Annotated in this window: 19 protein-coding genes; 13 read left to right on the top strand and 6 right to left on the bottom strand. The window is 60.0% G+C overall.

The annotated features are described in order from the left end of the window. The first annotated feature begins 66 nt into the window (after nucleotides 1-66). The 3 genes from BFP95_RS27350 (at nucleotide 67) to BFP95_RS27340 (ending at nucleotide 2,533) form a co-directional block, all read left to right on the top strand. Nucleotides 67-1,002, top strand: coding sequence for a LysR family transcriptional regulator (locus tag BFP95_RS27350; protein ID WP_049712614.1), 936 nt, complete (start codon nucleotides 67-69; stop codon nucleotides 1,000-1,002). Nucleotides 1,003-1,224: 222 nt separating this feature from the next. Then, nucleotides 1,225-1,617: a MerR family transcriptional regulator gene (locus BFP95_RS27345; RefSeq protein ID WP_065881821.1), complete on the top strand. Its 393-nt coding sequence runs from the start codon at nucleotides 1,225-1,227 to the stop codon at nucleotides 1,615-1,617. Between the two features lie 16 nt (nucleotides 1,618-1,633). Further along, a complete protein-coding gene (locus tag BFP95_RS27340) occupies nucleotides 1,634-2,533 on the top strand; it encodes a hydroxymethylglutaryl-CoA lyase (protein ID WP_065911059.1) in 900 nt (299 codons plus the stop codon). A 548-nt stretch (nucleotides 2,534-3,081) separates the two neighbouring features. Here the strand turns inward: BFP95_RS27340 and BFP95_RS27335 are convergent. Then, complete coding sequence (locus BFP95_RS27335; RefSeq protein ID WP_065910975.1) at nucleotides 3,082-8,256, bottom strand: NEL-type E3 ubiquitin ligase domain-containing protein; 5,175 nt, start codon at nucleotides 8,254-8,256, stop codon at nucleotides 3,082-3,084. An 81-nt stretch (nucleotides 8,257-8,337) separates the two neighbouring features. Continuing rightward, on the bottom strand, nucleotides 8,338-9,972 hold the full coding sequence (locus BFP95_RS27330) for an AMP-binding protein (protein WP_065873464.1): 1,635 nt from the start codon (nucleotides 9,970-9,972) through the stop codon (nucleotides 8,338-8,340). 150 nt (nucleotides 9,973-10,122) lie between these two features. On the opposite strand from BFP95_RS27330, the gene BFP95_RS27325 reads away from it, so the two are divergent. Genes BFP95_RS27325 through BFP95_RS27310 form a run of 4 tightly spaced genes read left to right on the top strand, consistent with a single transcriptional unit; the run spans nucleotide 10,123 to nucleotide 15,648 of the window. After that, nucleotides 10,123-11,286, top strand: a complete 1,164-nt coding sequence (locus BFP95_RS27325; RefSeq protein WP_065910974.1) for an isovaleryl-CoA dehydrogenase — start codon at nucleotides 10,123-10,125, stop codon at nucleotides 11,284-11,286. Nucleotides 11,287-11,297: 11 nt separating this feature from the next. After that, nucleotides 11,298-12,905 (top strand): carboxyl transferase domain-containing protein, encoded by a 1,608-nt coding sequence (locus BFP95_RS27320; protein WP_065910973.1) that lies wholly within the window; start codon nucleotides 11,298-11,300, stop codon nucleotides 12,903-12,905. A 14-nt stretch (nucleotides 12,906-12,919) separates the two neighbouring features. After that, on the top strand, nucleotides 12,920-13,726 hold the full coding sequence (locus BFP95_RS27315) for a gamma-carboxygeranoyl-CoA hydratase (RefSeq protein ID WP_065873467.1): 807 nt from the start codon (nucleotides 12,920-12,922) through the stop codon (nucleotides 13,724-13,726). After that, on the top strand, nucleotides 13,723-15,648 hold the full coding sequence (locus BFP95_RS27310; RefSeq protein ID WP_065910972.1) for an acetyl/propionyl/methylcrotonyl-CoA carboxylase subunit alpha: 1,926 nt from the start codon (nucleotides 13,723-13,725) through the stop codon (nucleotides 15,646-15,648). The genes BFP95_RS27315 and BFP95_RS27310 overlap by 4 nt, the downstream gene beginning before the upstream one ends. Here the strand turns inward: BFP95_RS27310 and BFP95_RS27305 are convergent. After that, nucleotides 15,645-16,277 carry a LexA family protein gene (locus BFP95_RS27305; protein ID WP_065881809.1) on the bottom strand — a complete coding sequence of 211 codons (633 nt, stop codon included), beginning with the start codon at nucleotides 16,275-16,277 and terminating at the stop codon, nucleotides 15,645-15,647. The genes BFP95_RS27310 and BFP95_RS27305 overlap by 4 nt on opposite strands. A 130-nt stretch (nucleotides 16,278-16,407) precedes the next feature. Between BFP95_RS27305 and BFP95_RS27300 the strand changes: the two genes are divergently transcribed. Then, complete coding sequence (locus tag BFP95_RS27300; RefSeq protein WP_065910971.1) at nucleotides 16,408-16,758, top strand: DUF6124 family protein; 351 nt, start codon at nucleotides 16,408-16,410, stop codon at nucleotides 16,756-16,758. 466 nt (nucleotides 16,759-17,224) lie between these two features. Next, nucleotides 17,225-18,376 (top strand): M14 family metallopeptidase, encoded by a 1,152-nt coding sequence (locus tag BFP95_RS27295; RefSeq protein ID WP_065910970.1) that lies wholly within the window; start codon nucleotides 17,225-17,227, stop codon nucleotides 18,374-18,376. On the opposite strand, the gene BFP95_RS27290 is transcribed toward BFP95_RS27295, so the two are convergent. After that, nucleotides 18,373-18,825 carry a winged helix-turn-helix transcriptional regulator gene (locus tag BFP95_RS27290; protein ID WP_065910969.1) on the bottom strand — a complete coding sequence of 151 codons (453 nt, stop codon included), beginning with the start codon at nucleotides 18,823-18,825 and terminating at the stop codon, nucleotides 18,373-18,375. The genes BFP95_RS27295 and BFP95_RS27290 overlap by 4 nt on opposite strands. A gap of 99 nt (nucleotides 18,826-18,924) precedes the next feature. On the opposite strand from BFP95_RS27290, the gene BFP95_RS27285 reads away from it, so the two are divergent. Further along, entirely contained in the window at nucleotides 18,925-20,196 is a 1,272-nt protein-coding gene (locus tag BFP95_RS27285; protein WP_065881805.1) for an MFS transporter, read from the top strand. Here the strand turns inward: BFP95_RS27285 and BFP95_RS27280 are convergent. Both BFP95_RS27280 and BFP95_RS27275 read right to left on the bottom strand, forming a co-directional pair. Continuing rightward, nucleotides 20,098-20,637 (bottom strand): cytochrome b, encoded by a 540-nt coding sequence (locus tag BFP95_RS27280; protein ID WP_049712601.1) that lies wholly within the window; start codon nucleotides 20,635-20,637, stop codon nucleotides 20,098-20,100. The two genes, BFP95_RS27285 and BFP95_RS27280, sit on opposite strands and share 99 nt — an antisense overlap. Further along, nucleotides 20,634-21,716, bottom strand: coding sequence for a catalase family peroxidase (locus tag BFP95_RS27275; protein WP_065910968.1), 1,083 nt, complete (start codon nucleotides 21,714-21,716; stop codon nucleotides 20,634-20,636). The genes BFP95_RS27280 and BFP95_RS27275 overlap by 4 nt, the downstream gene beginning before the upstream one ends. 168 nt (nucleotides 21,717-21,884) lie before the next feature. On the opposite strand from BFP95_RS27275, the gene BFP95_RS27270 reads away from it, so the two are divergent. The 3 genes from BFP95_RS27270 (at nucleotide 21,885) to zapE (ending at nucleotide 24,340) form a co-directional block, all read left to right on the top strand. After that, entirely contained in the window at nucleotides 21,885-22,391 is a 507-nt protein-coding gene (locus BFP95_RS27270; RefSeq protein ID WP_049712599.1) for a sigma-70 family RNA polymerase sigma factor, read from the top strand. After that, nucleotides 22,388-23,125 carry an anti-sigma factor family protein gene (locus tag BFP95_RS27265; RefSeq protein WP_065881804.1) on the top strand — a complete coding sequence of 246 codons (738 nt, stop codon included), beginning with the start codon at nucleotides 22,388-22,390 and terminating at the stop codon, nucleotides 23,123-23,125. Before BFP95_RS27270 ends, BFP95_RS27265 begins: the two co-directional genes overlap by 4 nt. A 120-nt stretch (nucleotides 23,126-23,245) precedes the next feature. Next, the gene (gene zapE / locus BFP95_RS27260; RefSeq protein WP_065910967.1) at nucleotides 23,246-24,340 is read left to right on the top strand and encodes a cell division protein ZapE; all 1,095 of its coding nucleotides are present in this window, start codon (nucleotides 23,246-23,248) and stop codon (nucleotides 24,338-24,340) included. The last annotated feature ends 34 nt before the right edge of the window (nucleotides 24,341-24,374 follow it).

The raw sequence follows: 24,374 nt of genomic DNA, 5'->3' as shown, positions 1-24,374 counted from the left end.
TGTATTAACATTCATCACCGATATATGATCGGCCTATCGGCACCCTAACAATAAGAGCGCAACCCAATGAATCTGAGCAAGGTCGACCTCAACCTGTTTATCGTCTTTGACGCGATCTACACCGAAGCCAACCTGACCCGCGCCGGGCAGATTGTCGGCATCACCCAACCGGCGGTGTCCAACGCTCTGGCACGCCTGCGCGAGACCTTCAACGACCCGCTGTTCGTGCGTACTGCCCAAGGCATGGTGCCCACGCCGATGGCGCAGAACATCATCGGCCCCGTGCGTAATGCATTGTCGTTGCTGCGGGTGTCGGTGCAGGAAAGCCGGATTTTCAACCCGCAGCAGGCGGCCAAGACCTACCGCATCAGCATGACCGACCTCACCGAGGCGGTGATTCTGCCGCCGCTGTTCCAGCGCTTGCGCCGCCTGGCGCCGACGGTGGTGATCGAGAGTTTCCTGTCCAAACGCCGCGAGACCACCAAGGAATTGGCCGCCGGGCGCCTGGACTTTGCCGTGGATGCGCCGCTCAACACCGACCCGCAGGTGCGCCACGTCAAGCTGATGGAAGACCGCTATGTGTGCGCCATGCGCAAGGGTCATCCCATGGCTGGCAAAGACAAGCTGACGCTGGATGACTACCTGGCGCTGACCCACATCCATATCTCCAGCCGCCGCAACGGCTTGGGCCACGTTGACCTGGCACTGGGCAAAATGGGCATCCAGCGCAAGATCGCCCTGCGCTCCCAGCACTACCTGATGGCCTCGCAAGTGTTGCAGCAGACCGACATGGTCATGACCGTGCCCGAACGCTTCGCCCGCCGCCACGAACTGCACTGGTTCAACCTGCCGGTCAACGATGTGCCGCCGGTGGAAACCCACCTGTACTGGCACGAAAGCACCGATCAAGACCCGGCGAACCGTTGGATGCGCGAGCAGATGATCGAGTTGTGCCAGCAGGTGACGGCCCATGAAAAGAAGTTGGATGGCAAACAGGCCTGACTGTAGTGAGCGGGCTTGTCGAATCGTCGCACCGCCCGCGCTGGGTGGCGAAGCCGCCCTAGACGAGACACCACCGAGTCCCAGATACACCCAGGTCGCCCGGTTTGGGGCGGCTTCGCCACCCAGCGCGGGGCAAGCCCGCTCACTACAAGAGCGCGCCCCTTGACGTTAACGTCAAGCAGCCATTAGCTTAGCGCCCAAGACATCTTCTCGGGCACACCCATGAGCACGACCTACAGCATCTCCGACCTCGCCCGCGAGCTCGACATCACCACACGCGCCATTCGCTTCTACGAAGAACAAGGCCTGCTGGCCCCGGAACGCCGGGGCCAGGAGCGCATCTACTCGGCGCGCGACAAGGTCAGCCTCAAGCTGATCCTGCGTGGCAAGCGCATCGGGTTTTCCCTGGCCGAATGCCGCGAGCTGATCGAGCTCTACGACCCCTCCGGCGGCAACCACATCCAACTCAACAGCATGCTGGCCAAGATCGCCGAGCGCCGTGAACAGTTGGAACAGCAACTGCTGGATATCGAACAAATGAAGCTGGAGCTGGACACCGCCGAAGAGCGCTGCACCCAGGCCCTGGCCCACACCATGAGCCAGGTTGGCCATTGATCAGAAGGTAACTGCCATGTCCCTCCCCTTACACGTACGCCTGGTGGAAGTCGGCCCGCGCGACGGTTTGCAGAACGAAGCCCAACCCATCAGCGTGGCGGACAAGGTTCAACTGGTGGACGCCCTCAGCGCTGCGGGCTTGAGCTATATCGAGGTCGGCAGTTTTGTATCGCCCAAATGGGTGCCGCAGATGGCCGGTTCTGCCGAGGTGTTTGCACAGATTCAGCGTAAAGCTGGCGTGACCTATGGTGCCCTGGCGCCGAACCTGCGCGGTTTTGAGGACGCGTTGGCGGCTGGCGTCAAGGAAGTAGCGGTGTTTGCGGCGGCGTCCGAGGCGTTCTCCCAGCGCAATATCAACTGCTCCATCAACGAAAGCCTGGAACGCTTCGCGCCGATCATGGCCGCGGCCAAGCAACATGGGATCAGCGTGCGTGGTTATGTCTCGTGCGTACTGGGTTGCCCGTATGAGGGCGAGATAGCGCCGGAACAGGTGGCGATGGTCGCGCGCGAGTTGTATGCCATGGGCTGCTATGAAGTGTCCCTGGGCGACACCATCGGCACCGGTACGGCGGGCGCGACGCGGCGACTGTTCGAGGTGGTCGGCGCCCACGTGCCACGAGAAAAGTTGGCCGGGCACTTCCATGACACCTATGGCCAGGCCGTTGCGAATATCTACGCCAGCCTATTGGAAGGGATCACCGTGTTCGACAGCTCTATCGCGGGCCTTGGCGGCTGCCCCTATGCCAAAGGCGCCAGCGGTAACGTTGCCACCGAAGATGTGGTGTACCTGCTCAACGGATTGGGCATCGAGACCGGTATAGACCTGGAGGCGTTGATTCGTGCGGGCCAGCAAATCAGCAACGTGCTGGGCCGACCGACAGGGTCGCGCGTGGCCAAGGCAGGCAACGCCAGTTGAGTAGCGTAGCCGTGACAATGTGTTACCGCACACCTACACAACGAGTAACACGGGAACATATTTTGTCGTATTTGCCGTAGGCCACCTCCCACAAAAAAATCAAACCATTGATTTTAAAGGAATTTACAAAGTTGGCACGGCTTCTGCTATCTCTATGGCATAACAAGAATAAAAAGCGCCAAACCTAATAAAAATAAGACGAAACGACTCTGACATAACAAAAACAACACGGCAGAGACGCAGCTAACAGATTTTTTTGGAGAAGATGTGCTTTGCAGGGTACGGCGTGCCGAAACCCGCAACCGGTTAGAGAAAAATAAAACTACCTCAGGTAGCTACCCACTGGTTGGATCGATAACGAAGAAGCAGATCAGCGCTCAAAAAAATACGTTTGCTCTTGACCCCGAATGGGGGTCGCCAAAAACAGCGGTAAAGGGTAACGGTTGCCAAAAACAACAATAGACCGCCCCTCAATAATAAAAAAAGAGCACGCAACGACAAATTAAAGGGGACCCTAGGGTCCCCTTTGTGCTTTCTGCACCGTGCGATTACAGGGCGGTCCCACCTGAGGCCGCGAAGTTGTTGAACACCCGCCGCGTCAAGGTGTGCAGCGTTCGTTGTTCCAGCGCCTGCCGCTCAGCCCCTAGCTGCTTGAGTTCACGCTCAAAAAACACGCTTTGCATCGAGCCGTTCACCAGGATTTGATCCCTGCGCATACTCAACAGGCGCGCCAACCGGTCGACTGCCTCATCATGTTTTGTCTGCCACAGTGCTTTTGTGGCTGGATCTACAGCGGCGTCTTGCTCGCCTTGCAAATCTGAAATATCGAACAGCGCAGTGCTCTTTTCGTCTATCAGAACCAGGTCCGGCTTCATTAACGCCTCAAGTTCCTGAGGGTATCGGGTGCGCAGGTGCTTATCCCAGAACAGGCGCCCGATAAAAAAGTCCGCCTCTTTAGCCGCATTGCGCATTTCTCTTTGCACCTCTGCGCCCGCATTATCGATATCCGTTTGACTCACAGCGGCCTGTTGCGCAAACAACATGTCCCGGGATTGGACCGGCAAATCCAGCGATACCGCAAGCCGGGTGCGATAAGCCAGAATGACTTCAACCTGCTCGGTAAACCCGGGTCCTCTCGCCGCGACATCCCGTTCGGCAATGGCGTCTACCAACGCTAGACGAAACAACTTTCTGCCCGTGGATACCAAGGCGCCCTCTTCGCTCTCAACGCCTGCCAACTCGAGTGCCCTCGCCCCCAGCAATTCACTCTCAAGATTCATGAATTCGACCGAACTGCCGTCGCCACAGGTGACTCGATCATCGGCAGCTGCAAATAACGACGCTCGGATAGCCTGGCTTTCGCTTGCGGCCTCGAGCATGTTCCACACGCGCTGCGCCAGTACCGGGCGCGTCACATCACTGCTGAATTCCGCGCTGCGAGTAGTATCGGACACCACGGTAAAAAAAGCGGCTGACTCAGGATGGGCCCTGAGTTCGTCCCAGATCCCGCCGCGCCGGGCTGATTCGCTGGCCGACAACGCTCCCAGCCACAAGCCGCGCGCTTCGTCGACCGTGATGTGCTCCCCCAAATGCGCCGCGTTGAAAGGCTCACCCAGCCGCGCCAGGGTAGCCGCCGACAATGGATTGTCGTGCACGATGATGCGGTCCGGATGCTGATAAGCGTATTCAGGTAACGTCGTGATCCGATTGGTGTGCAGATCGACGCGGGCCAGTTGAGGTAGTTGTTCGGCGCCGATAGGAAAGGTCTCCGTGCCGGTATCCGAAAGATAAAGCTGGTTCAAATTGCGCAGGCGGCGCAGGTCGGCCTGCCATCCCAGTCGACGATTATCGCTGAGATTCAGAATCTTCAGGCTCTGCATTCTCTCCAGACGCAGGCGGCTCGATTCGGTCAACTGGATATCGTTTCCACTCAAATAGAGTTTAGTCAGCCCGGACCCGCCATTAGCGAAATCTGGCAGTTGCGTCAGGTTGTTCTCTCGCATGTCCAGCCAGCGCAAGCCGCCGAATGCGTTCAGAAAAGGCAGTGAGCTGTCTGAAAGCGCCATTCGACGTAGAACCAGGCTGCCCACGTGATCCATATTTGCGGTTATCGCAGGCAATTCGCCAATCACTTCATGCGACAAGTCCAGTACATGGCCGATCGGCGTCTGATCCCCAGCCAATGCCTGCGCAGAACTTCTACGCCAGGCAGCCTTGATGGTGCCCGACACTCTGCGCCTGGCGCTTGCATAACCCGATCCGCCCTCCTGCTGCCAACGGGCCAGCGCCGTGTCCAAGTCTGCAAGCTCAGCTTCGAGTTGGGTCAACTTCGCCAGAAGTACAGCGTCGCCAGCGCCTTGAAGGTCGAGCATGACCTCGACCTCTGCCATGGACTTCGACGGGTACAGCGACATTGCTTTCATCGTACAAACAGACGGACGCTCGCCAGCGCCGCCCACCGGGCTGAGTGGATACCCTATGCGCCCGTCAGCCAGACGCATGGGTGATTTGAAACCGGGTTTGATTGTTTTCAAGCCAAGTGCGCGCCGGCTCGCCAGCTCGCTCAGCGGCTGTTGCGCAATCTGCATCTTCAAGCGTTGGGCAGCCCTATTGAATTCGGCCCACCCTGTGAACTTGCCACTGCTTGCCATCCAGAGCGCGTTAAAGAACGCGCCTTCATCACTGCGCCAGTACTCTGCTTTTTCCGGGCCGCTGCAGAGTTTCCACTCCTTCAGGTCGGTATGGATAAGACGCAGTTGCCTGGGCGCGCTCGTATCGCCCACCCGGTCCAGCAGAGGACCATCGTAAGCGCCCTCGCGTAGCTCAACAGACACCCCTTCCAGAAGTCCGGGCAGCGAGGCCATCTTGTGCAAGGCCAGCCGTACGACGTCCAACGTGAATTGGTTGTCGAACAGGAGATCAGCGTGTGCCCGCATGACTCGCGCCTTCTGCCAGTAAACACGCGCTTCCTCGGCCAGGCGTAAAGGCAAACGTGACCCGGCCTGCATGCTTGTCAGTTCCTGACTAGTGGCATGGCTGACTATTTCTTCGGCGGCCAGTTTAGGCAGACCCGGAAAGTCGCGCTGGATCAGTTTTACGTTCGCGTCACTGGATACATCACCGGCTGATATCTCCCGGTTGAACAGCTTGACTTTGGTGCTATAGGCCGCCTCAAGCAAGCAATCCCGGTACCTCACCACCCTCGCATAATGTGTACGCAAATACTGCATCAGCGGATCAGTATCTCCATCGTCACGTTCTTCGATCGCGGAGGACGAAGTCTCGGATGAAACGTCTCGGGTCCTTAGGAACAGCGTTGATACAGCCTCTTGCGTCATCTTTTTTTCGCCCAATAAGTGGCGAATTTCGGGCTCCGTCAACTGCTCCCTGAATGACGAAAAGAGGCGGCCACTTTTCAGTTCCTCATGCCCAAGCGTGACGACCGAGGACGAATCACTCGGAACAGCTGAACACCACACCTGATTGCCCTCAGCATCCAGCGCCACCAACACGCGCGACTCGGGCCACATCCCACACTCGAGCAACAACTGGACTTGTGTGAACCAATCGACCTGGCTAAAAAACCAAGGGTCTGAGTGGCTCAACCGATCAATAAATGACTGGTATTTAGCGGCGCATTCAAACCGCCGCAGCATATCTTTGAGGAGTGGCGCAGGCGGCCGGTGCTCGATGAACACCCGACGCAACTCGTCATCTGTGACGCCACTGATCGCCCTCGCCTGCTCGAGCTGACTATCGCTAAGGTGATCGACCGTATGCCCCATGCGACGCAACAGGGTTTGGCGATCCCACGTCAACGGTTGTTCGAACTCATGCACCCAAGCACCTTCGCCGTTATGTCGCACACGTGGCGCATAGCGGGTATCACCCTCAGGGTGCACAAACCTGAATTCGTTATCGGTACCGCTGGCTTTGACCTTGTAATGACCACCCCCCTTTGCCGGCAAGTAGAGACCTGCTTCGTGCACATAGAGCCCTAGCGCGTTTGGCCGTTGTCCGTCGGGCAACGCAATTTGATGCAGATATGACCTCGGCTGGAAATCATACAAACGCGGTCGCCCTCCGAGTTCCACATGCACCAGCCGCTTGATGAACGCCGTATTTTTAGCTGTCTCCAACACTTTGGGCAGCGCCAGCCCCGCCAGATTGAAACCCACCGCCGAAAAATGTGCCCAAACCGCTTGGGCATCGTCCTGGGACCAGGCATCAATCCCTTCACCTACCTCGTAGAGCACTTGCGCGGCGGCAACGACCAGCATCACCTCTCCCAGGAAAGGCACCACGAAAGAGGCAAGATTGAGAATATCCAGCGCTTTGCTGCCGAACGACCAGAGCCAGGCTTTGTAAACCCGATCGTCGACATCCTGGGTGGACACCACACTGGTGCGGGCATTGCTCATGATCAGCCGTATGCGCTGCATCGCGCAGTCCATCCAGACGTCTCGCCACGGCGACGCATAGGTTCCCTGACGATGGATCCGGCTTTTTTGCGCCGGGGCAAAATCCTGATCGTGGGCGTATACCGCCCCCGGATCCAGCAGTGTCTTCAACTGTGTAAAAAAACCATCCTGATCGGCAAGTGGCACGAACTGGCTGAAGAATGTGCGGTATTCGACATGACACAAACGCGTCGTCAGCTCGTCGGTAAAGGCCGCAACATGGTCATAGACCTTGAGTGGATGGAGTGGATCGCCGGGAATGTATACCAGGCATGGTCGGGGCACGAGCTCTGCACTCCTCACATTTGTCCGCCACACCACCGGACCGATGACCAGGATGTTCTCGATCACAAAATTGAGTAACCGCAACGGCGAAAACTTCACCACTTCGCCGTCCCATTTGCGGTCTGCCTGATCTATTAACAGATCGTTGATCAACTGGTGGTGAGCAGCGCCGATGTCCCCCTTCATCAAGGCAATCTCAGCGGCCAGTTTCAACTGGTTCCGATGGCTGGTAATCAGGGTGCTGTAAAGCTTGCCAATTCCCGCCGGCGTGGTGGTGGTTCGAATATGATTGTTGAGAAAGGTGCGCACGTACTCGTAGTAGGAGCTCCCCAGATCGAGTTCCCGACACAGTTTGGCGAACTCATGAGGCTTGATACGCACTGGGAGTGACTGGACGTTACCTGGCGAATGAAGCTTGTCGCTTGGATATTGGTAAAAGTTGTAATAGGTGATCAAGTGGCAGTCCTGGCAAACCGGATCACTTGCCTCTTGCGAGGTGAAGTTGTTCAGCGCAGCCTCCAGCAAGCTGATGCCTTTGTAAAAATAGAATTGCGGGGCCAATGTGCTGGCGTGGGAAATCGAGACTTCTCTGGGGGCGGACTCGCATTCCAGCTGGGTCAGCTTGCGGGCATAAAACGCTTTTCTGGTATCCAACCTCTGCCCGAACGTTTTCTCGATCGCTGCCACCAACAACGGCTCGGCGTACTCTGCCGGTCCCTTCAGTTCACTGAACATCTGATCGAGTTGGTTCAAGGACGTCCTGCTGCGTGAGTGGATCGTGCTCATGCGATCGCGCGCAGCCGCCGGGGCCTTTTTGTACCAATCCGGGATGTTCAGTGCCAACGAGGCCAGTTCGGTTTTGCGCTGATCCAGCGCATCGGTGTACCAGTCAGGTGTGTTGTCCTTGATAAGCCGTCCATGTGGACTGTGCTCGTCCTGAAGAGGGCGCGTCGGGGGATCAATCGTGCGGTTTGTCATCGGTATGGCCGTCAAGTGGCGAAGTCGTGCGCCACTTTAGGCACCGCGCTGGCGCGCGCAGCAGTAGACATGCACCCCGCTTCAGGCGTCGTCGCGCAACTCCTCGATGCTGATCTCGCGCATGCGGAATTTCTGAACCTTGCCCGTGACCGTCATTGGAAACTCCTCCACGATCTTGAAATGCTTGGGCGTCTTGAAATGCGCGATGCGCCCCTTGCACCAGGTGTGCAGTTCCAATTCATTGGCCACATGGCCTGGATGAAACTTGACCCAGGCCACGATGGCTTCACCGTAACGCTCATCCGGAATACCGATCACTTGCACATCCGCCACCGCCGGATGGGTGAAGAAAAACTCCTCCAACTCACGCGGGTACACGTTCTCTCCACCGCGAATGATCATGTCCTTGTTGCGCCCGGCGATGCACACGTAGCCGTGGGCGTCCATGCTCGCCAGGTCGCCGGTGTGCATCCAGCCGGCGTCATCAATGGCTTCGCGGGTGGCGTCGGGGTTGTTCCAGTAGCCAAGCATCACGCTGTAGCCACGGGTGCATAACTCGCCGATTTCACCGCGCGCGACGGTATTGCCGTCAGCGTCGATGATCTTGTTTTCCAGCTGCGGCTGGGTGCGGCCGACCGTGGTGACGCGACGCTCCAGGTCATCATCCGCGCCGGTTTGCAGGGACACCGGGCTGGTTTCGGTCATGCCGTAGGCAATCTGCACCTCACTCATGTGCATCTCGTTGATGACCCGGCGCATCACTTCGATGGGGCACGTCGCACCGGCCATGATGCCGGTGCGCAAGGTAGACAGCTCGAAGTCGCCGAGACGTGGGTGATCGAGCATGCTGATAAACATGGTCGGCACGCCGTACAAGCCGGTGGCGCGCTCTTCGGCGACGGCAGTGAGGGTCAGCAGCGGGTCGAAGCCGTCATTGGGGTAGATCATGGTGGTGCCGTGGGTGATGCAGCCCAGGTTGCCCATCACCATGCCAAAGCAGTGATACAGCGGCACCGGGATCACCAGGCGATCCTGCGCGGTTAAACCCAGGCTTTCGCCGACCATATAGCCGTTATTGAGGATATTGTGATGACTGAGGGTCGCGCCCTTGGGGAAGCCGGTGGTGCCGGAGGTGTACTGGATATTCACGGCTTGGTCGAAGTGCAGGCTGGCCTGGCGGTTGTGCAATTGTTCGGGCGCGATGCCAGCGCCGAGCGCGGCCAACTGCGACCAGGGCAGGAATCCCGTGGGCGGACTGGGGTCGAGGCTGATGATGCCGCGCAGCTCGGGCTTCAATTCCTGGAGCATCGCGTGGTAATCGGACGTCTTGAACGACCCGGCGCATACCAGCCACTGGCAACCGGACTGCTTGAGCACGTACTCCAATTCACTGCTGCGGTACGCCGGATTGATATTGACCAGAATCACACCCAACTTGGCACTGGCGATCTGGCTGATACACCACTCGGCGCAATTGGGTGCCCAGATACCCAGGCGATCACCGATCTGCATGCCCAGTGCGAGGAATGCGCGGGCATGTAAATCCACGGCGTGGGCCAGTTGCTGCCAGGTGTAGCGCTGCTGTTGATGGCGCACCACCAGAGCCTCGCCATCGGGAAACTGTGCAACGGTGCGATCAAAGGCCTGGCCAATCGTCATGGCCAGCAAGGTCTTGTCCTGAACGCCACGGCTGTAGCTCTGATTCGATTGATCCATAACGACCCCTGTTGTCTTTTTTGTAGGTTGACGTAAACGTAAACTACGATTGACAGCGCCTTAACGCAAGCTTACGTTAACGTAAAGGTGAGCGCCCTTCCCTGGCGCGCCATCCACACAAAAACAAAGCTCACATTAAGGTGCCTGTCCATGAGTTACCCGTCCCTGAACTTCGCCCTCGGTGAAACCATCGACATGCTGCGCGACCAGGTGCAGTCGTTCGTGGGCAAGGAAATCGCGCCCCGTGCGGCACAGATCGATATCGACAACCTGTTCCCCGCCGACCTGTGGCGCAAGTTCGGCGACATGGGCCTGCTAGGCATTACTGTGCCGGAAGAGTACGGCGGCGCCGGCCTGGGTTACCTGGCGCACGTGGTGGCCATGGAAGAAATCAGCCGCGGTTCGGCGTCGGTGGCCTTGTCCTATGGCGCGCACTCCAACCTGTGCGTGAACCAGATCAACCGCAACGGCAGCCATGAACAAAAACTCAAGTACCTGCCCAAACTCATCAGCGGCGAACACGTCGGCGCGTTAGCCATGAGTGAGCCGAACGCCGGCTCCGATGTGGTCTCGATGAAACTGCGCGCGGACAAGCACGGCGATCATTACGTGCTCAACGGCAGCAAGACCTGGATCACCAACGGCCCCGACGCCAGCACCTACGTGATCTACGCCAAGACCGACCTGGAAAAAGGTGCCCACGGCATCACCGCGTTTATCGTCGAGCGCGATTGGAAAGGCTTCAGCCGCAGCAACAAGTTCGACAAGCTGGGCATGCGCGGCTCCAACACCTGCGAACTGTTTTTCGATGACGTGGAAGTGCCCGAAGAGAACATCCTCGGTGTACTCAATGGCGGCGTGAAAGTGCTGATGAGCGGCCTGGACTACGAACGCGTGGTGCTCTCCGGTGGCCCCACCGGGATCATGCAGGCCTGCATGGACCTCATCGTGCCTTACATCCACGACCGCAAGCAGTTTGGCCAGAGCATCGGCGAATTCCAACTGATCCAGGGCAAGGTCGCCGACATGTACACCCAACTCAACGCCAGCCGCGCCTATCTCTACGCGGTAGCCCAAGCCTGCGAACGTGGCGAAACCACGCGCAAGGATGCGGCCGGGGTGATCCTCTACAGCGCCGAACGCGCCACACAAATGGCCCTCGATGCGATCCAGATTCTCGGTGGCAACGGCTACATCAACGAATTCCCTGCCGGGCGGCTGTTGCGCGATGCCAAGCTGTACGAAATCGGCGCCGGTACCAGTGAGATCCGCCGGATGCTGATCGGTCGCGAACTCTTCAACGAAACCCGCTGAAGGAGCGCACCATGGCCACCTTGCACACCCAGCTCAACCCACGCTCGGCGGAGTTCGCCGCCAACAGCGCGGCGATGCGCCAACAGGTCGACGCCCTGCACAGCCTGCTCGCCGATGTGCAGCAAGGCGGCGGCGCCAAGGCTCAGGAGCGGCACACGTCGCGCGGCAAATTGCTGCCACGCGAGCGCATCAACCGTCTTCTCGACCCAGGCTCGCCGTTTCTTGAGCTCAGCCAATTGGCCGCTTATCAGGTGTATGGCGAAGATGTGCCCGCCGCTGGCGTGATTGCCGGGATCGGCCGCGTGGAAGGCGTCGAATGCATGATCGTCGCCAATGATGCCACCGTGAAAGGTGGCTCCTACTACCCCCTCACTGTAAAAAAGCACCTGCGTGCACAGACTATCGCCGAGCAGAATCGCCTGCCGTGCATTTACCTGGTGGACTCCGGCGGCGCCAACCTGCCACGTCAGGATGAAGTGTTTCCGGACCGCGAGCACTTCGGGCGGATCTTCTTCAACCAAGCCAATATGAGTGCCCAAGGCATCCCGCAGATTGCCGTGGTGATGGGCTCATGCACCGCCGGCGGTGCTTATGTGCCGGCGATGGCGGACGAGGCAATCATGGTGCGCAACCAGGCGACGATATTCCTCGCCGGACCGCCTTTAGTGAAGGCTGCCACCGGTGAAGTCGTCAGCGCCGAAGACCTCGGCGGTGCCGATGTGCACTGCAAGATCTCTGGTGTGGCCGACCACTACGCCGACAGCGATGAACACGCCCTGGCGCTGGCCCGACGCAGCGTGTCCAACCTCAACTGGCGCAAGCAGGGCGAACTGTTGCAGCGCACGCCCGTAGCACCGCTGTACAGCTGCGAAGAGCTCTACGGTGTGATTCCGGCCGACGCCAAGCAACCCTTTGACGTGCGCGAAGTGATCGCACGGCTGGTCGACGGCTCAGTGTTCGATGAGTTCAAAGCATTGTTTGGTACCACGCTGGTGTGCGGCTTTGCGCACCTGCACGGCTACCCGATGGCGATCCTGGCCAACAACGGGATTCTGTTTGCCGAAGCAGCGCAAAAAGGCGCGCACTTTATCGAGTTGGCCTGTCAGCGCGGCATTCCCCTGCTGTTCCTGCAGAACATCACCGGCTTTATGGTCGGGCAGAAATACGAAGCTGGCGGCATTGCCAAACACGGCGCCAAGCTGGTCACCGCAGTGGCCTGCGCCAAGGTGCCGAAGTTCACAGTGATCATCGGTGGCAGCTTTGGTGCCGGTAACTATGGTATGTGCGGCCGTGCCTATGACCCGCGTTTCTTGTGGATGTGGCCGAATGCACGCATTGGCGTGATGGGGGCCGAACAGGCGGCCGGCGTGCTGGTGCAGGTTAAACGTGAGCAGGCTGAACGCGCGGGCGTTGCTTTCAGCGCCGAAGAAGAAGCCGCGATCAAGCAGCCAATCCTCGACCAGTACGAAACCCAGGGCCACCCCTACTATTCCAGCGCGCGCCTGTGGGACGACGGTGTCATCGACCCGTTGCAGACCCGCGACGTGCTGGCCCTGGCCTTGTCCGCCTCGCTGAACGCCCCCATCGAGCCGAGCCGCTTCGGCGTGTTTCGCATGTAAATGGAGCTGCACCCATGAGCGATTTCAATACCCTCGAACTGATCACCGACAGCCGTGGCTTTGCCACGCTGTGGCTCAGTCGTGAAGCCAAGAACAACGCGTTCAACGCCGAGATGATCCGCGAACTGATCATCGCCCTCGACCAGGTGCAAGGCGATCCGTCCTTGCGCTTTTTAGTCCTGCGCGGACGCGGCAAGCACTTCAGTGCCGGCGCAGACCTGGCCTGGATGCAGCAATCGGCCGAACTGGATTACCACACCAACCTGGACGACGCCCGCGAACTGGCGGAGCTGATGTACAACTTGGCCAAGCTGAAAATCCCGACACTGGCGGTGGTACAAGGCGCGGCCTACGGCGGCGCACTGGGCCTGATCAGTTGCTGCGACATGGCGATTGGCGCGGACGATGCGCAGTTCTGCCTGTCGGAAGTGCGCATTGGCTTGGCACCGGCGGTGATCAGCCCGTTTGTGGTGCAGGCCATTGGTGAACGCGCGGCGCGGCGCTATGCGCTGACCGCCGAACGCTTCGGCGGCCAGCGTGCACGGGAGATCGGTTTGTTGGCGGAGAGCTACCCAATCGACACGCTGGACCAGCAGGTGGAACAGTGGGTCGCCAACCTGCTGCAAAACAGCCCGGCGGCGATGCGTGCCAGCAAAGACTTGCTGCGCGAAGTCGGCAACGGCGCCCTCACTCCGGCCCTGCGTCGCTATTGCGAAAATGCGATTGCGCGCATTCGCGTCAGCGCCGAGGGCCAGGAAGGTTTGCGCGCCTTCCTGCAAAAACGTCCACCGAGCTGGCAGCCACAGGAGCCGCGTTCATGAGCCCACTCACGACCCTGCTGGTCGCCAATCGTGGCGAGATCGCTTGCCGCGTGATGCGCACCGCCAAGGCCATGGGCCTGAAAACCGTGGCCGTACACAGCGCCACCGACCGCGATGCACGCCACAGCCGTGAGGCCGATATCCGTGTCGACCTGGGCGGTAGCAAAGCCACCGACAGTTACCTGCAAATCGATAAACTGATCGCCGCCGCCCAGGCCAGTGGTGCCCAGGCAATTCATCCGGGCTATGGTTTTCTGTCGGAGAACGCCGGGTTTGCCCGTGCGATCGAAGCCGCCGGCTTGATCTTCCTCGGGCCGCCCGCCTCGGCCATCGACGCCATGGGCAGCAAATCGGCCGCCAAGGCGCTGATGGAAACCGCCGGCGTGCCGCTGGTACCGGGTTATCACGGCGAGGCCCAGGACCTGGAAACCTTCCGCGCGGCCTGCGAGCGTATCGGCTATCCGGTGCTGCTCAAGGCCACGGCCGGTGGCGGTGGCAAAGGCATGAAGGTGGTCGAGGATGTCAGCCAATTGGCCGAAGCCCTCGCCTCTGCACAGCGTGAGGCGCTGTCGTCCTTCGGCAACGGGCAGATGCTGGTGGAAAAATACCTGCTCAAGCCGCGTCACGTGGAGATCCAGGTGTTTGCCGATCAGCATGGGCACTGCCTGTACCTCAATGAACGCGATTGTTCGATCCAGCGGCGCCACCAAAAGGTTGTCGAGGAGGCGCCGGCACCTGGGTTGACTGCTGAACAACGCAAGGCTATGGGCGAAGCCGCCGTGCGTGCGGCCCAGGCCATCGGGTATGTCGGCGCAGGTACCGTGGAGTTTTTGCTGGACGCTCGCGGTGAGTTTTTCTTCATGGAGATGAACACGCGGCTGCAGGTGGAGCATCCGGTGACCGAGGCGATTACCGGCCTCGACCTGGTGGCCTGGCAGATTCGTGTCGCCCAGGGCGAGGCGCTGCCTATCACTCAGGAACAGGTGCCGCTGATCGGCCATGCGATCGAAGTACGACTGTATGCCGAGGACCCGGCCAATGATTTCCTGCCCGCCACCGGGCACCTGACGCTGTACCGCGAATCCGCGCCGGGCGCTGGCCGCCGCGTGGACAGCGGTGTCGAGCAAGGCGATAGCGTGTCGCCCTACTACGACCCGATGCTGGGCAAACTGATTGCCTGGGGCGAGGACCGTGAACAGGCGCGCCTGCGCTTGCTGGGCATGCTGGATGAGTTTGCCGTGGGTGGCCTGAAGACCAACCTGGGCTTTTTGCGGCGCATTATCGGGCATCCGGCATTTGCGGCAGCCGAGTTGGATACCGGCTTTATTCCGCGCTATCAGGATGAGTTGCTGCCGATACCTGGCGAACTGAGCAATGAGTTCTGGCAGGCAGCGGGCGCGGCGTTCATACAGACCTTGCCGGCCGGTGACGGGCCTTGGGCAGATAAGCGAGGCTTTCGTACCGGTTTACCTGCCGAGGTTTCGCTGCATTTGAGCTGCAATGGTCAGGATCGGCTGGTGCCACTGGCTGCCGATACCGCGCAAATGCGCGGCGAACAGTTGTTGATCGAGCACCAGGGCGTGCGCCGTAGCCATCTGGCTGTACGCCACGACCGTACGGTGTACCTGCGTTGGGACGGCGAGATGCATGCCGTCAGCCTGTTTGACCCGATTGCAGCGGTCGACGCCAGCGGCGCTCATCAAGGTGGCCTTACGGCGCCGATGAACGGCAGCATAGTGCGCGTGCTGGTGCAGGTCGGGGACAACGTGGAGGCCGGCACGCAACTGGTGGTACTGGAGGCCATGAAGATGGAACACAGCATCCGCGCGCCCGAGGCTGGAGTGGTCAAGGCGCTGTTCTGCCAGGAAGGCGAAATGGTTGCCGAAGGTTGCGCGTTGGTGGAGCTGGAAACAGCGGGCTAGAACTTTGCCGTGGCCTGCACAACGACGCCGAGAATGCGGCAATCGCCGGTGAACTGCCGTTTCGGATAAGTGGGATTGAGCGGTACCAGATAGAGCTGGCCGCTCTCTTCAAGCAACTGACGGAAGGTCGCCTGGGGGCTCTCGGCCCATTGGGCGACCACCAGCTTGCCGGGCTCGGCGGCAATGGCCGGATCGACCAGAATCATCATGCCCGCACTCACGCTGAGCCCGCTGGGTGCCGTCATGGCATCGCCTGTAACCGGCAGCCAAAAGGCATCGCCGTGGGCATGATAATCCGTCAACTCGAAACGGGCGGTGCCATAAGGCGTTCGCTCTTCGCGGATTTCGCACAGCCCTTTCCAATCGCTGACCGGATAGCGGAAATACGGGTTGTAGTTTTTCTCCAGTGGCACTTCATCGGCCCGCTCGCGAATGTCCAGCGCGACCTCCAGATACCCCAGGCCCAACGCCGCCAATACCCGGTTCATGTCCGCCAGGCTGGGTGCACGGCGCTTGTTGAGCCAATGGCCCACGCCGCCCTGGGACATGCCCAAGCGTTCAGCCAACTCACCTTGCGTGACCTTGCGGTCTTCCATGTTGGCCTTGACCAACGCGATCCAGTTATCCATGGGGCTGACAATACGTCACGTAGTTTTCAGGGCAATAAACAGTTTGTAGTAATCCATAAAACGACATAAATACGATACGTACTATCATCGGACATAAGGTTTTCGACATCCACCCAGAGTACCGCCCCTTATGACGACAAGCCCGCTTATCCTGCCTGAAATCCCGGAAGACAACGAATTGCACGATCTGCGCAGCAGCGGTGCCGCCAAGCGTGCGTTGGACTTTTACTTGAAAGAAGATATGTCGGCATCAACCCCTGACGAGGCCTTGTTCGCCATCAATCCAGGCATCAGCCAGGAGGAAGCCCTGGTGCACGCCTCGGAGCTGTTGCGCAGCGCCGCGGCAACGGCCTATGAATCAGCGAGCAGCCATCAGGGCAGTCATCGTGACATGGCGTTTTCAGTGGTGTATTTGATCGATATGGCGAAGGCGATGGTGGAGCGATCATTGCAGGTGCCAGAGGCTCAAGCGAACAAATAACTGGCGCCTAGAAAAAATATTTCTATCCCACGGATAAAAACATTTGACTTGCAAATGATAATGATTATTATTGGACCTAGCTGATCGCGAGATCAGTCGATAGACCAAGGGACCTTAGGTCGGACTCTTGGAATATCTCCTCATCAGGCTAATCACGGTTTTTGACCCGGCTCTTTGGCCGGGTCTTTTTTTTGCCAGTTTCCCTGGCGTGGCTTCAGGCTAATGAAGACTGTGTGCTACTTGATGGTGCGCATGGTAGCAAAAGACCATCGCCAAAAGAAAGCCAGCGGGTAGCTCCAGCCCACATCTTTGCGAATTAGCGCTTGAGAATCAATCTCATAGATTCTAAGCTGCCGCGGCGTCAAGGACGACGCCCCCCTCCCTCTCGCAACAATTTTGCATCCGGTCTTTACCAGACTCCTGTGTAATATAGCCGCCACAACACTCATACTCAGGCAACCAGACTATGACCGTGGCCTTGACCTCCATCAAAATAAGCACCGACTTCGACAGTGGCAATATCCAGGTACTGGATGCCCACGATGCCTATCAGTTGTTGCTGGCAATCAAACCCGATACCTGCAGCGCGCATTACCAGTGGTTCCACTTCAAGGCCGAAGGCATGCATGTGGGCCACACCCATACCTTTCGCCTGAGCAACGCGGGACAGTCCTCCTACCCCAACGCATGGAGCGGCTACAACGCCGTGGCGTCCTACGACCACACCAATTGGTTTAGGGTACCTTCGCGATTTGATGGGGAAATCCTGCATATCAGCCTTGAGACCCGCGAAAAACATGCCTGGTTCGCCTATTTCGAACCCTATAGCCGCGAGCGTCACGACTGGCTGATCGAACAGGCCCTGAACCGCACGGGCACCCAATTGCTGGCCACCGGTAAAAGTGTTGAAGGCCGTGATATCCAACTGCTACGGCGGGGTAAAGGGGGCGAAGGCCGGCGCAACATCTGGATCATCGCTCAACAGCACCCCGGCGAGCACATGGCCGAATGGTTTATGGAAGGCATCATCGAACGCCTGCAACAGGACGGCGACGATGAGATGAAAAAGCTGCTGAAAGTCGCCGACCTGTACCTCGTGCCCAACATGAACCCGGACGGCGCCTTCCACGGCCACCTGCGCACCAACGCCATGGGCCAGGACCTCAACCGCGCCTGGCAGAGCGCCAGCCAAGAGAACAGCCCGGAAGTACTGTTCGTGCAGCAACAAATGGAAAAGTACGGCGTTGACCTGTTCCTCGATATCCACGGCGACGAGGAAATCCCCTACGTCTTCACCGCTGGCTGTGAAGGCAACCCCGGCTATACCCCGCGCATCGAGACGCTGGAAGAACATTTCCGCAGCCACTTGAGTGGCCTGACCCGCGACTTCCAGACCACCTTCGGCTACACCCGCGACCTGCCGGGAGAAGCCAACATGAGCCTGGCCTGCAACGCGGTAGGCGAGCAATACGACTGCCTGTCCCTGACCCTTGAAATGCCCTTCAAGGACAACGACGACGCCCCCAACCCGCACACCGGTTGGTCAGGTAAACGCTCGATGCAGTTGGGCAAGGATGTATTGAGCACCGTGGCCTATATCGTCGACGAGCTGCGTTAAACCGACTCGGCGGGCACCCGCCGACAATCCTCGGGCCCCAGCAAGCGTCCATCCGCGGAGCGCAATTCCAGCGCTCGCAGCGGCTCACCCTGGGCGCGGTCTACCATCACCGAATGCGCCTCGCCTGCCCCGTAGAAAAACCCTTCCCCCCACTGCCGTAACCCGATGATCACGTTGAACAGGCCTTGACCCTTTTCCGTGAGGGCGTACTCCTGATACGCACTACCATCCGACGCCGGCACGACCTCCAGCACGCCATGGGCCACCAGGCTGCGCAAGCGCGCGGACAAAATATTCTTGGCCATCCCCAAGCTGCGCTGGAACTCACCAAAGCGACGGATGCCATCAAACGCGTCGCGAATGATCAGCAACGACCAGCCATCGCCTATGGCATCCAACGAACGCGCCACCGGGCATTCGGCATTTTCAAAACGGGTGAGCTTGACCATCAGGCTGCCTGAACTCGACTAACAATGTAGTTGCAATATAAAACCGGAATCCTTACCGTACAACTGGTTTCATTTTAAAACCAGAAAAGGATAAGCCGCATGTCGTCATCCCCCTTGAGCGGCGCCGTGGTATCGCTGTTCGCCATCGCCTGTGGCCTGTCGGTGGCCAACGTCTACTACGCACAGCCGCTGCTCGACGCCATGGCCGAGACCTTTGCCATGGACCACGCCACCGTTGGCATCATCATCGCCCTCACCCAGATAGGTTATGGCGTAGGACTGTTGCTGCTGGTGCCTCTCGGGGATCTACTCAACCGACGCAAACTGATCGTCACCCAATTGCTGCTTTCCACGCTCGCCGTGCTGGTGGTGGCGTTGTCTTCCAACAGTTTCTGGCTGCTGGCCGGCATGGCGCTCACCGGGCTGCTGGCCGTTATCGCTCAGGTGCTGGTGGCATTGGCGGCCCATCTGGCGTCGCCTGAACAGCGCGGGCACGTGGTCGGACTGGTTACCAGCGGTATCGTGGTCGGGTTGCTGCTGGCGCGCTCGGTTTCAGGCGCCATGGCTGACCTCGCGGGTTGGCGTTCGGTGTACCTGCTATCGGCGGGCCTGACGTTATTGATGGCGATCCTACTGTGGCGAGTGCTGCCACGCACCGAGCAACCGCAGGCGACCGGCACCTATGGCGCGTTGATCCGCTCGGTTTTCAGCTTGTTCAAAGAGGAAAAAGTCCTGCGTGACCGCGCCGTGCTGGCGATGCTGATTTTCGCCGCCGGCACCGTTCTGTGGACGCCATTGGTACTGCCCTTGAGCGCACCACCGCTGTCGCTTTCGCACACGCAGATCGGCCTCTTCGGGCTCGCCGGTGCCGCCGGAGCCCTGGGTGCTGCGCACGCCGGACGCCTGGCCGACAAGGGCTTCGCCCAATGGGTCAGCGGCACGGCACTGCTGCTCATGCTGCTCTCCTGGGTTGCCATCGGTTTTACCCAATCGTCGCTGTGGGCATTGTCGCTGGGGGTGATTGTGTTCGACCTGGGCTTGCAGGCCGTGCACGTCACCAGCCAAAGCCTGATCTATGCGGTACGCCCCGATGCACAGAGTCGGCTGGTGGCGGGTTACATGGTGTTTTACTCAGTGGGCAGTGCGGTGGGATCGGTCAGTGCCACGGCGATGTATGCCTGGGCCGGGTGGATCGGGGTGTGCGGCCTGGGCGCGGCGATCAACCTGCTGGCGTTGATCTACTGGCTGGCCACACTGCCCCCGAAACCGGTCTCAGTCTTTACTGCCGGTCATGCTTTGCAGCACGCCGTCACGGCGAATCAGCCCATGGAACAGCGCCGCCGCCAGGTGCAACAACACGGTGAGGAATAGCAGATAGGCCAGGAACCCATGGGCCTTGCGCAGCACCGCAAACAAAGGCGCATTTGCCCCCACCAGCGCCGGCAACTGCACTGAACTGCTGAGCATCACCGGGTCGCCCGCCGCCGAAATCATCGCCCAGCCCAGCAGCGGCAACACCAGCATCAAGGCATACAGCACCAGGTGAGACGCCTTGGCCGCCAACACTTGCCACAGCGGCAAGTCGGCGGGCAACGGTGGTTGGCGCGTGGAGAAGCGCACCACCAGCCGCACGATCACCAGCGCCAGAATCGCGATCCCCAGCGGCTTGTGCAGGTGGATCAACCATTCATGCCGCTCCGAGACCGAGGCCGCCAGGCCCGCGCCGATAAACAGCATGGCGATGACCATCAGCGCCATCAACCAGTGCAGCAGGCGCGCCAGGGGAGCGAAAAACCGTGGTTGAGCATTCATGGCTTCGACTCCTGAGGGGCACTGTGCAACGGGCTGACTTCACCGGCGCGGCGCAGGTACGAGCTGGCGTACGCCGCCGAACGTGCCGCCAGCAACGGATCATTGGAGGCTTCGATGCCGCTGGGCAGAATCAGCGGGTCGAAGTTGATGTCGCGGCAATCGCCATCGGCCTGAGCCTGGCTGCTTTGCAGCACCAGGGTGCCGGCGTTGATGACTTTATGCTCGCCGGTCCAGGCTTTGCTTGCATCGTCCAAAGGATCGCCGGGGTTGGCCAGGGTCATGTTCAACTGCCAGCGCAGCGGCCCGACAGCGAGGCGCTGTACCAAGTCCTTTTCCAGGAAATCGCTGCCGGCAGGCGCAGTATCACCCGCTGCATCCTGACTCTGCGGCACTACGCCCCAACGCACGGCCTGGCGCTTGCCATCGGCCCCCACCAGGTAGAACGCGTTGATGCCGTTGTAGGTTTCGGTCGCGTAACTGGCCGAAGGCTTGGCGGTCTTGACCCACGCCAGGAACGGTGCAGTCTCGGGATGGGCGGCAAAGAACGCCGGCATGCCCGCCGGGTCCGGTTTGCCGGTGGAAGGCTGCGGCGCACCGGCCTTGAGCAGTTGGTAGAACGCCTCAGGCGTGCCCACCGGGAACACCGGCATGCTGTTCATGCCGGTGCGCCACTGCTGGCCGTTGGCCTGGCTGAATTGCACGGCAAAACTGCGGATCGGCACACTGCTGTCCGGTGCATAGGGGTTGCCGCTGGGCAACGCAAATCGGCCAATCAGTGGGGTCTTGGCCTCGTTGAACACCTGGGCGCTGTAATAGGCACGCGCCTCGGGGCTGCTCTCGAAATACCCGGCCACGCACACGCCCTTGGCATGGTTACGCCGGAAGCCAGGGTGGACACCGTTGTTGGTTTCCAGGGCATTGACCAGGGTTTTCGGACGCAGGCGCTGTGGGTCGAGGGTGCCATTGACGTAGGCAAATGCCCCCGCCACAACCGCAACCACGGCTCCGATACCCGCCAGGCGCGCGATCAGGCTCGCCGTGCTCAAGGGGGGACGGGGCGGTGATGAGTGATCTACCATGAAGAAACTCCAGGGCCCAAGGCCGTAGGGGAGAACATAAGGTCGGAGCATTAAGACGAACGCCGATCGGCTCTATTCCCTGGCCTTGGATTTATTTCCCCGCAAGGGGGAATAACCTTCATCGCCGCACGTCTCTCTAGTCCCAGCGTAGTGAACAGCCAGCTCGCCATGCATGAACTCGACGAACCGTTACGTGAACTCATCCCCAGGCTGCGGCGTTTTGCCGTGTCCCTGACGCGTAACGCCAGCAGCGCCGACGACTTGGTACAGTCAACCCTGGAACGGGCGATCATCAGTTGGGCCGACAAACGCGTCGAAGGCGACTTGCGCGCCTGGCTGTTCTCGATTCTCTATCGGCAGTTCCTCGACGCCCATCGCCGCACCCGGCGCTACGCTCGCATGCTCGAATTTTTCACCGGACGCGACGATGCGCAGCCGTCGGTCGAACGTACGGTGATCGCCCAGTCAACCCTGCAAGCCTTCGATCAACTCAACACCGAGCAGCGCGCCCTGCTGCTGTGGGTCTCGGTCGAAGGCTTGAGCTACAAGGAGGTCGCCGAAATCCTCGATGTGCCCATCGGCACCGTGATGTCGCGCCTGTCCCGGGCACGCCAAGCCCTGCGTCAACTCAGTGATGGCGAAATTGCCAGCCCTTCCCTGCGGATACTCAAATGATCAGCCTGCCTCCCAGCGAACGCGATTTGCATGCCTACGTCGATCACCAACTGCTGGAAAGTGATCGCCGTGTCCTGGAAACCTATCTGGCGGCCCATCCGGACGTCGCAGCCCAGGTCCACGCCTGGCAGCACGACGCGCAATTGCTGCGCGCCGCGTTGGGCGGTGCCCTGCAACAGCCGGCTAACCCGGACCTGGACCCGGCACTGATTCGCCAGCGCATCAAGCGCCAATCGCGCCGCCATTTCGCTACGGCAGCCATGCTATTGATCGCCGTCAGCCTCGGTGGCCTGGGTGGCTGGCACGCCCGTGAAGCCACTCAGCCTCCCCTGTTGCCGATGGCCGATGCGATGCAAGCCTTCCGCCTGTTTGCGCAGGACGGCATCATGCCCGCCGACTACAAAGTCCAGGGCAACGGCACGATGCAGGCTTGGCTCGACCGCTACTTCAACCAGGCCCACCGCCTGCCCGACTTGAGCGCATCAGGCTTCATGCCGGTCAGCGGCCGCCTGCTCACTACCGAGCAAGGTGCCGCCGCCATGGTGCTATACGAAGACCCACAGGGGCGGCGCATCAGTTTCTACATCCGCCCACCGGGCCCGGAAAACGGCTTCCTGCCCCGTGGCAGTCGCAGTGCCGATGGCTTGCAGGCCCAATACTGGTCCGGCGCTGGCTACAACTATGCGGTGGTCAGCCCAGTGGACCAGCCCACCCCGCAGATGCTGAAGTTCTAGAAGCCCACGCCCAGCACGACGCTATCGAGACAGGTGCCGGCAAGCGGCACCCTTCTCTATTGGTCAAATCGCCGCGGGCGCCCTACAGTAAGCGACCACTGAAATACAGAGTGACTTGCATTGGCCGTGCTTCCCCTTATCCGTCGCCTCCTCGGTAAAAGAACCGACAGCCTCGACGACTCGCCCATCCCTGCATTCTTTCAGCAAAAAGCCGAGCAACAGGGCTTTACCCTGAGCACTGGTCAAACCCGCGCCATTGCCGCCCTGGCCCGTGAAACCAAGACCCTGCTCACCGGCCAGTCCACCCGCAGCCTGTATTTGCACGGGCCGGTGGGGCGCGGCAAAAGCTGGCTGCTGAATGGTTTTTTTCAGGCGTTGCCGATTACCGAGAAGCAACGTGTGCACTTCCATGACTTTTTTGCCCAACTGCATCGCGGCATGTTCAAGCATCGCGGGCAAGACGATGCCCTGGCCTTGACCCTGGATGAACTGCTGACGGACTGCCGGGTGCTGTGTTTCGACGAATTCCACGTCCACGACATCGGCGATGCCATGCTGATATCGCGGCTGTTCAAGGCGCTGTTCGGACGCGGTGTGCTGGTGCTGGTAACGTCCAACTATGCGCCGCAAGACTTGCTACCCAACCCCCTGTATCACGAGCGTTTCAAGCCGGTGATCGACCTGATCGCCGCGCGTATGGAGGTGCTGGAAGTCAGCTCGCCCCAGGATTTTCGCAGCCTGCCCCAGACTCGGAGCGCGCAACGCTTTACCAGCGGTCACTATGTCTGGCCGGGGACCGCGAGCCAGCGCGAAGCACTCGGTTTGCCTCCTGTAAACTGCACGCCTCAGCCCTTGCCCGTCGGCACTCGAACCTTGATATGTCGCCGCCATACAGGCCGCTCCATTGCCTTCACCTTCAACGACCTGTGCGAACAGTTGACGGCAGTGATGGACTACTTGCTGCTGTGCCAGGACTACGATTACTGGGTCATCGACGGCTTGCCACCACTGGCGGAGTGCCCGATTGCCGTGCAGCAGCGATTCATCAACCTGGTGGACGTACTCTACGACCGGGACAAGCAACTGGTTCTGATCGGCGAGCAGCCCCTCAACATTGCCTTGGGTGGCCAAGCCATCGACCTCGCCCGCACCGCCAGCCGTCTCGGACAATTGCAACAGGCCAGCCCGCAACGCTCGCGCGACCCGGTATCATGAACGCCATTCACGCCCCCTTGCCGAGTGACTGCGC

This window comes from Pseudomonas sp. 58 R 12 (assembly GCF_900005865.1).
In the GTDB taxonomy this organism is placed as follows: Bacteria; Pseudomonadota; Gammaproteobacteria; order Pseudomonadales; family Pseudomonadaceae; genus Aquipseudomonas; species Aquipseudomonas tritici.
Note: the sequence above shows the minus strand (reverse complement) of the source record. Positions and strands in the feature narration are given on the sequence as shown.

Bases quoted from the DNA above. Each gene is read 5' to 3' on its own strand.
- BFP95_RS27315 (WP_065873467.1), top strand. From the start codon at position 12,920: ATGAGCGATTTCAATACCCTCGAACTGATCACCGACAGCCGTGGCTTT.
- BFP95_RS27285 (WP_065881805.1), top strand. From the start codon at position 18,925: ATGTCGTCATCCCCCTTGAGCGGCGCCGTGGTATCGCTGTTCGCCATC.
- BFP95_RS27275 (WP_065910968.1), bottom strand. From the start codon at position 21,716: ATGGTAGATCACTCATCACCGCCCCGTCCCCCCTTGAGCACGGCGAGC.
- BFP95_RS27330 (WP_065873464.1), bottom strand. From the start codon at position 9,972: ATGGATCAATCGAATCAGAGCTACAGCCGTGGCGTTCAGGACAAGACC.
- BFP95_RS27320 (WP_065910973.1), top strand. From the start codon at position 11,298: ATGGCCACCTTGCACACCCAGCTCAACCCACGCTCGGCGGAGTTCGCC.
- BFP95_RS27340 (WP_065911059.1), top strand. From the start codon at position 1,634: ATGTCCCTCCCCTTACACGTACGCCTGGTGGAAGTCGGCCCGCGCGAC.
- BFP95_RS27290 (WP_065910969.1), bottom strand. From the start codon at position 18,825: ATGGTCAAGCTCACCCGTTTTGAAAATGCCGAATGCCCGGTGGCGCGT.
- BFP95_RS27280 (WP_049712601.1), bottom strand. From the start codon at position 20,637: ATGAATGCTCAACCACGGTTTTTCGCTCCCCTGGCGCGCCTGCTGCAC.
- BFP95_RS27310 (WP_065910972.1), top strand. From the start codon at position 13,723: ATGAGCCCACTCACGACCCTGCTGGTCGCCAATCGTGGCGAGATCGCT.
- BFP95_RS27335 (WP_065910975.1), bottom strand. From the start codon at position 8,256: ATGACAAACCGCACGATTGATCCCCCGACGCGCCCTCTTCAGGACGAG.
- BFP95_RS27345 (WP_065881821.1), top strand. From the start codon at position 1,225: ATGAGCACGACCTACAGCATCTCCGACCTCGCCCGCGAGCTCGACATC.
- BFP95_RS27350 (WP_049712614.1), top strand. From the start codon at position 67: ATGAATCTGAGCAAGGTCGACCTCAACCTGTTTATCGTCTTTGACGCG.
- BFP95_RS27295 (WP_065910970.1), top strand. From the start codon at position 17,225: ATGACCGTGGCCTTGACCTCCATCAAAATAAGCACCGACTTCGACAGT.
- BFP95_RS27305 (WP_065881809.1), bottom strand. From the start codon at position 16,277: ATGGATAACTGGATCGCGTTGGTCAAGGCCAACATGGAAGACCGCAAG.
- BFP95_RS27270 (WP_049712599.1), top strand. From the start codon at position 21,885: ATGCATGAACTCGACGAACCGTTACGTGAACTCATCCCCAGGCTGCGG.
- BFP95_RS27265 (WP_065881804.1), top strand. From the start codon at position 22,388: ATGATCAGCCTGCCTCCCAGCGAACGCGATTTGCATGCCTACGTCGAT.
- BFP95_RS27300 (WP_065910971.1), top strand. From the start codon at position 16,408: ATGACGACAAGCCCGCTTATCCTGCCTGAAATCCCGGAAGACAACGAA.
- BFP95_RS27325 (WP_065910974.1), top strand. From the start codon at position 10,123: ATGAGTTACCCGTCCCTGAACTTCGCCCTCGGTGAAACCATCGACATG.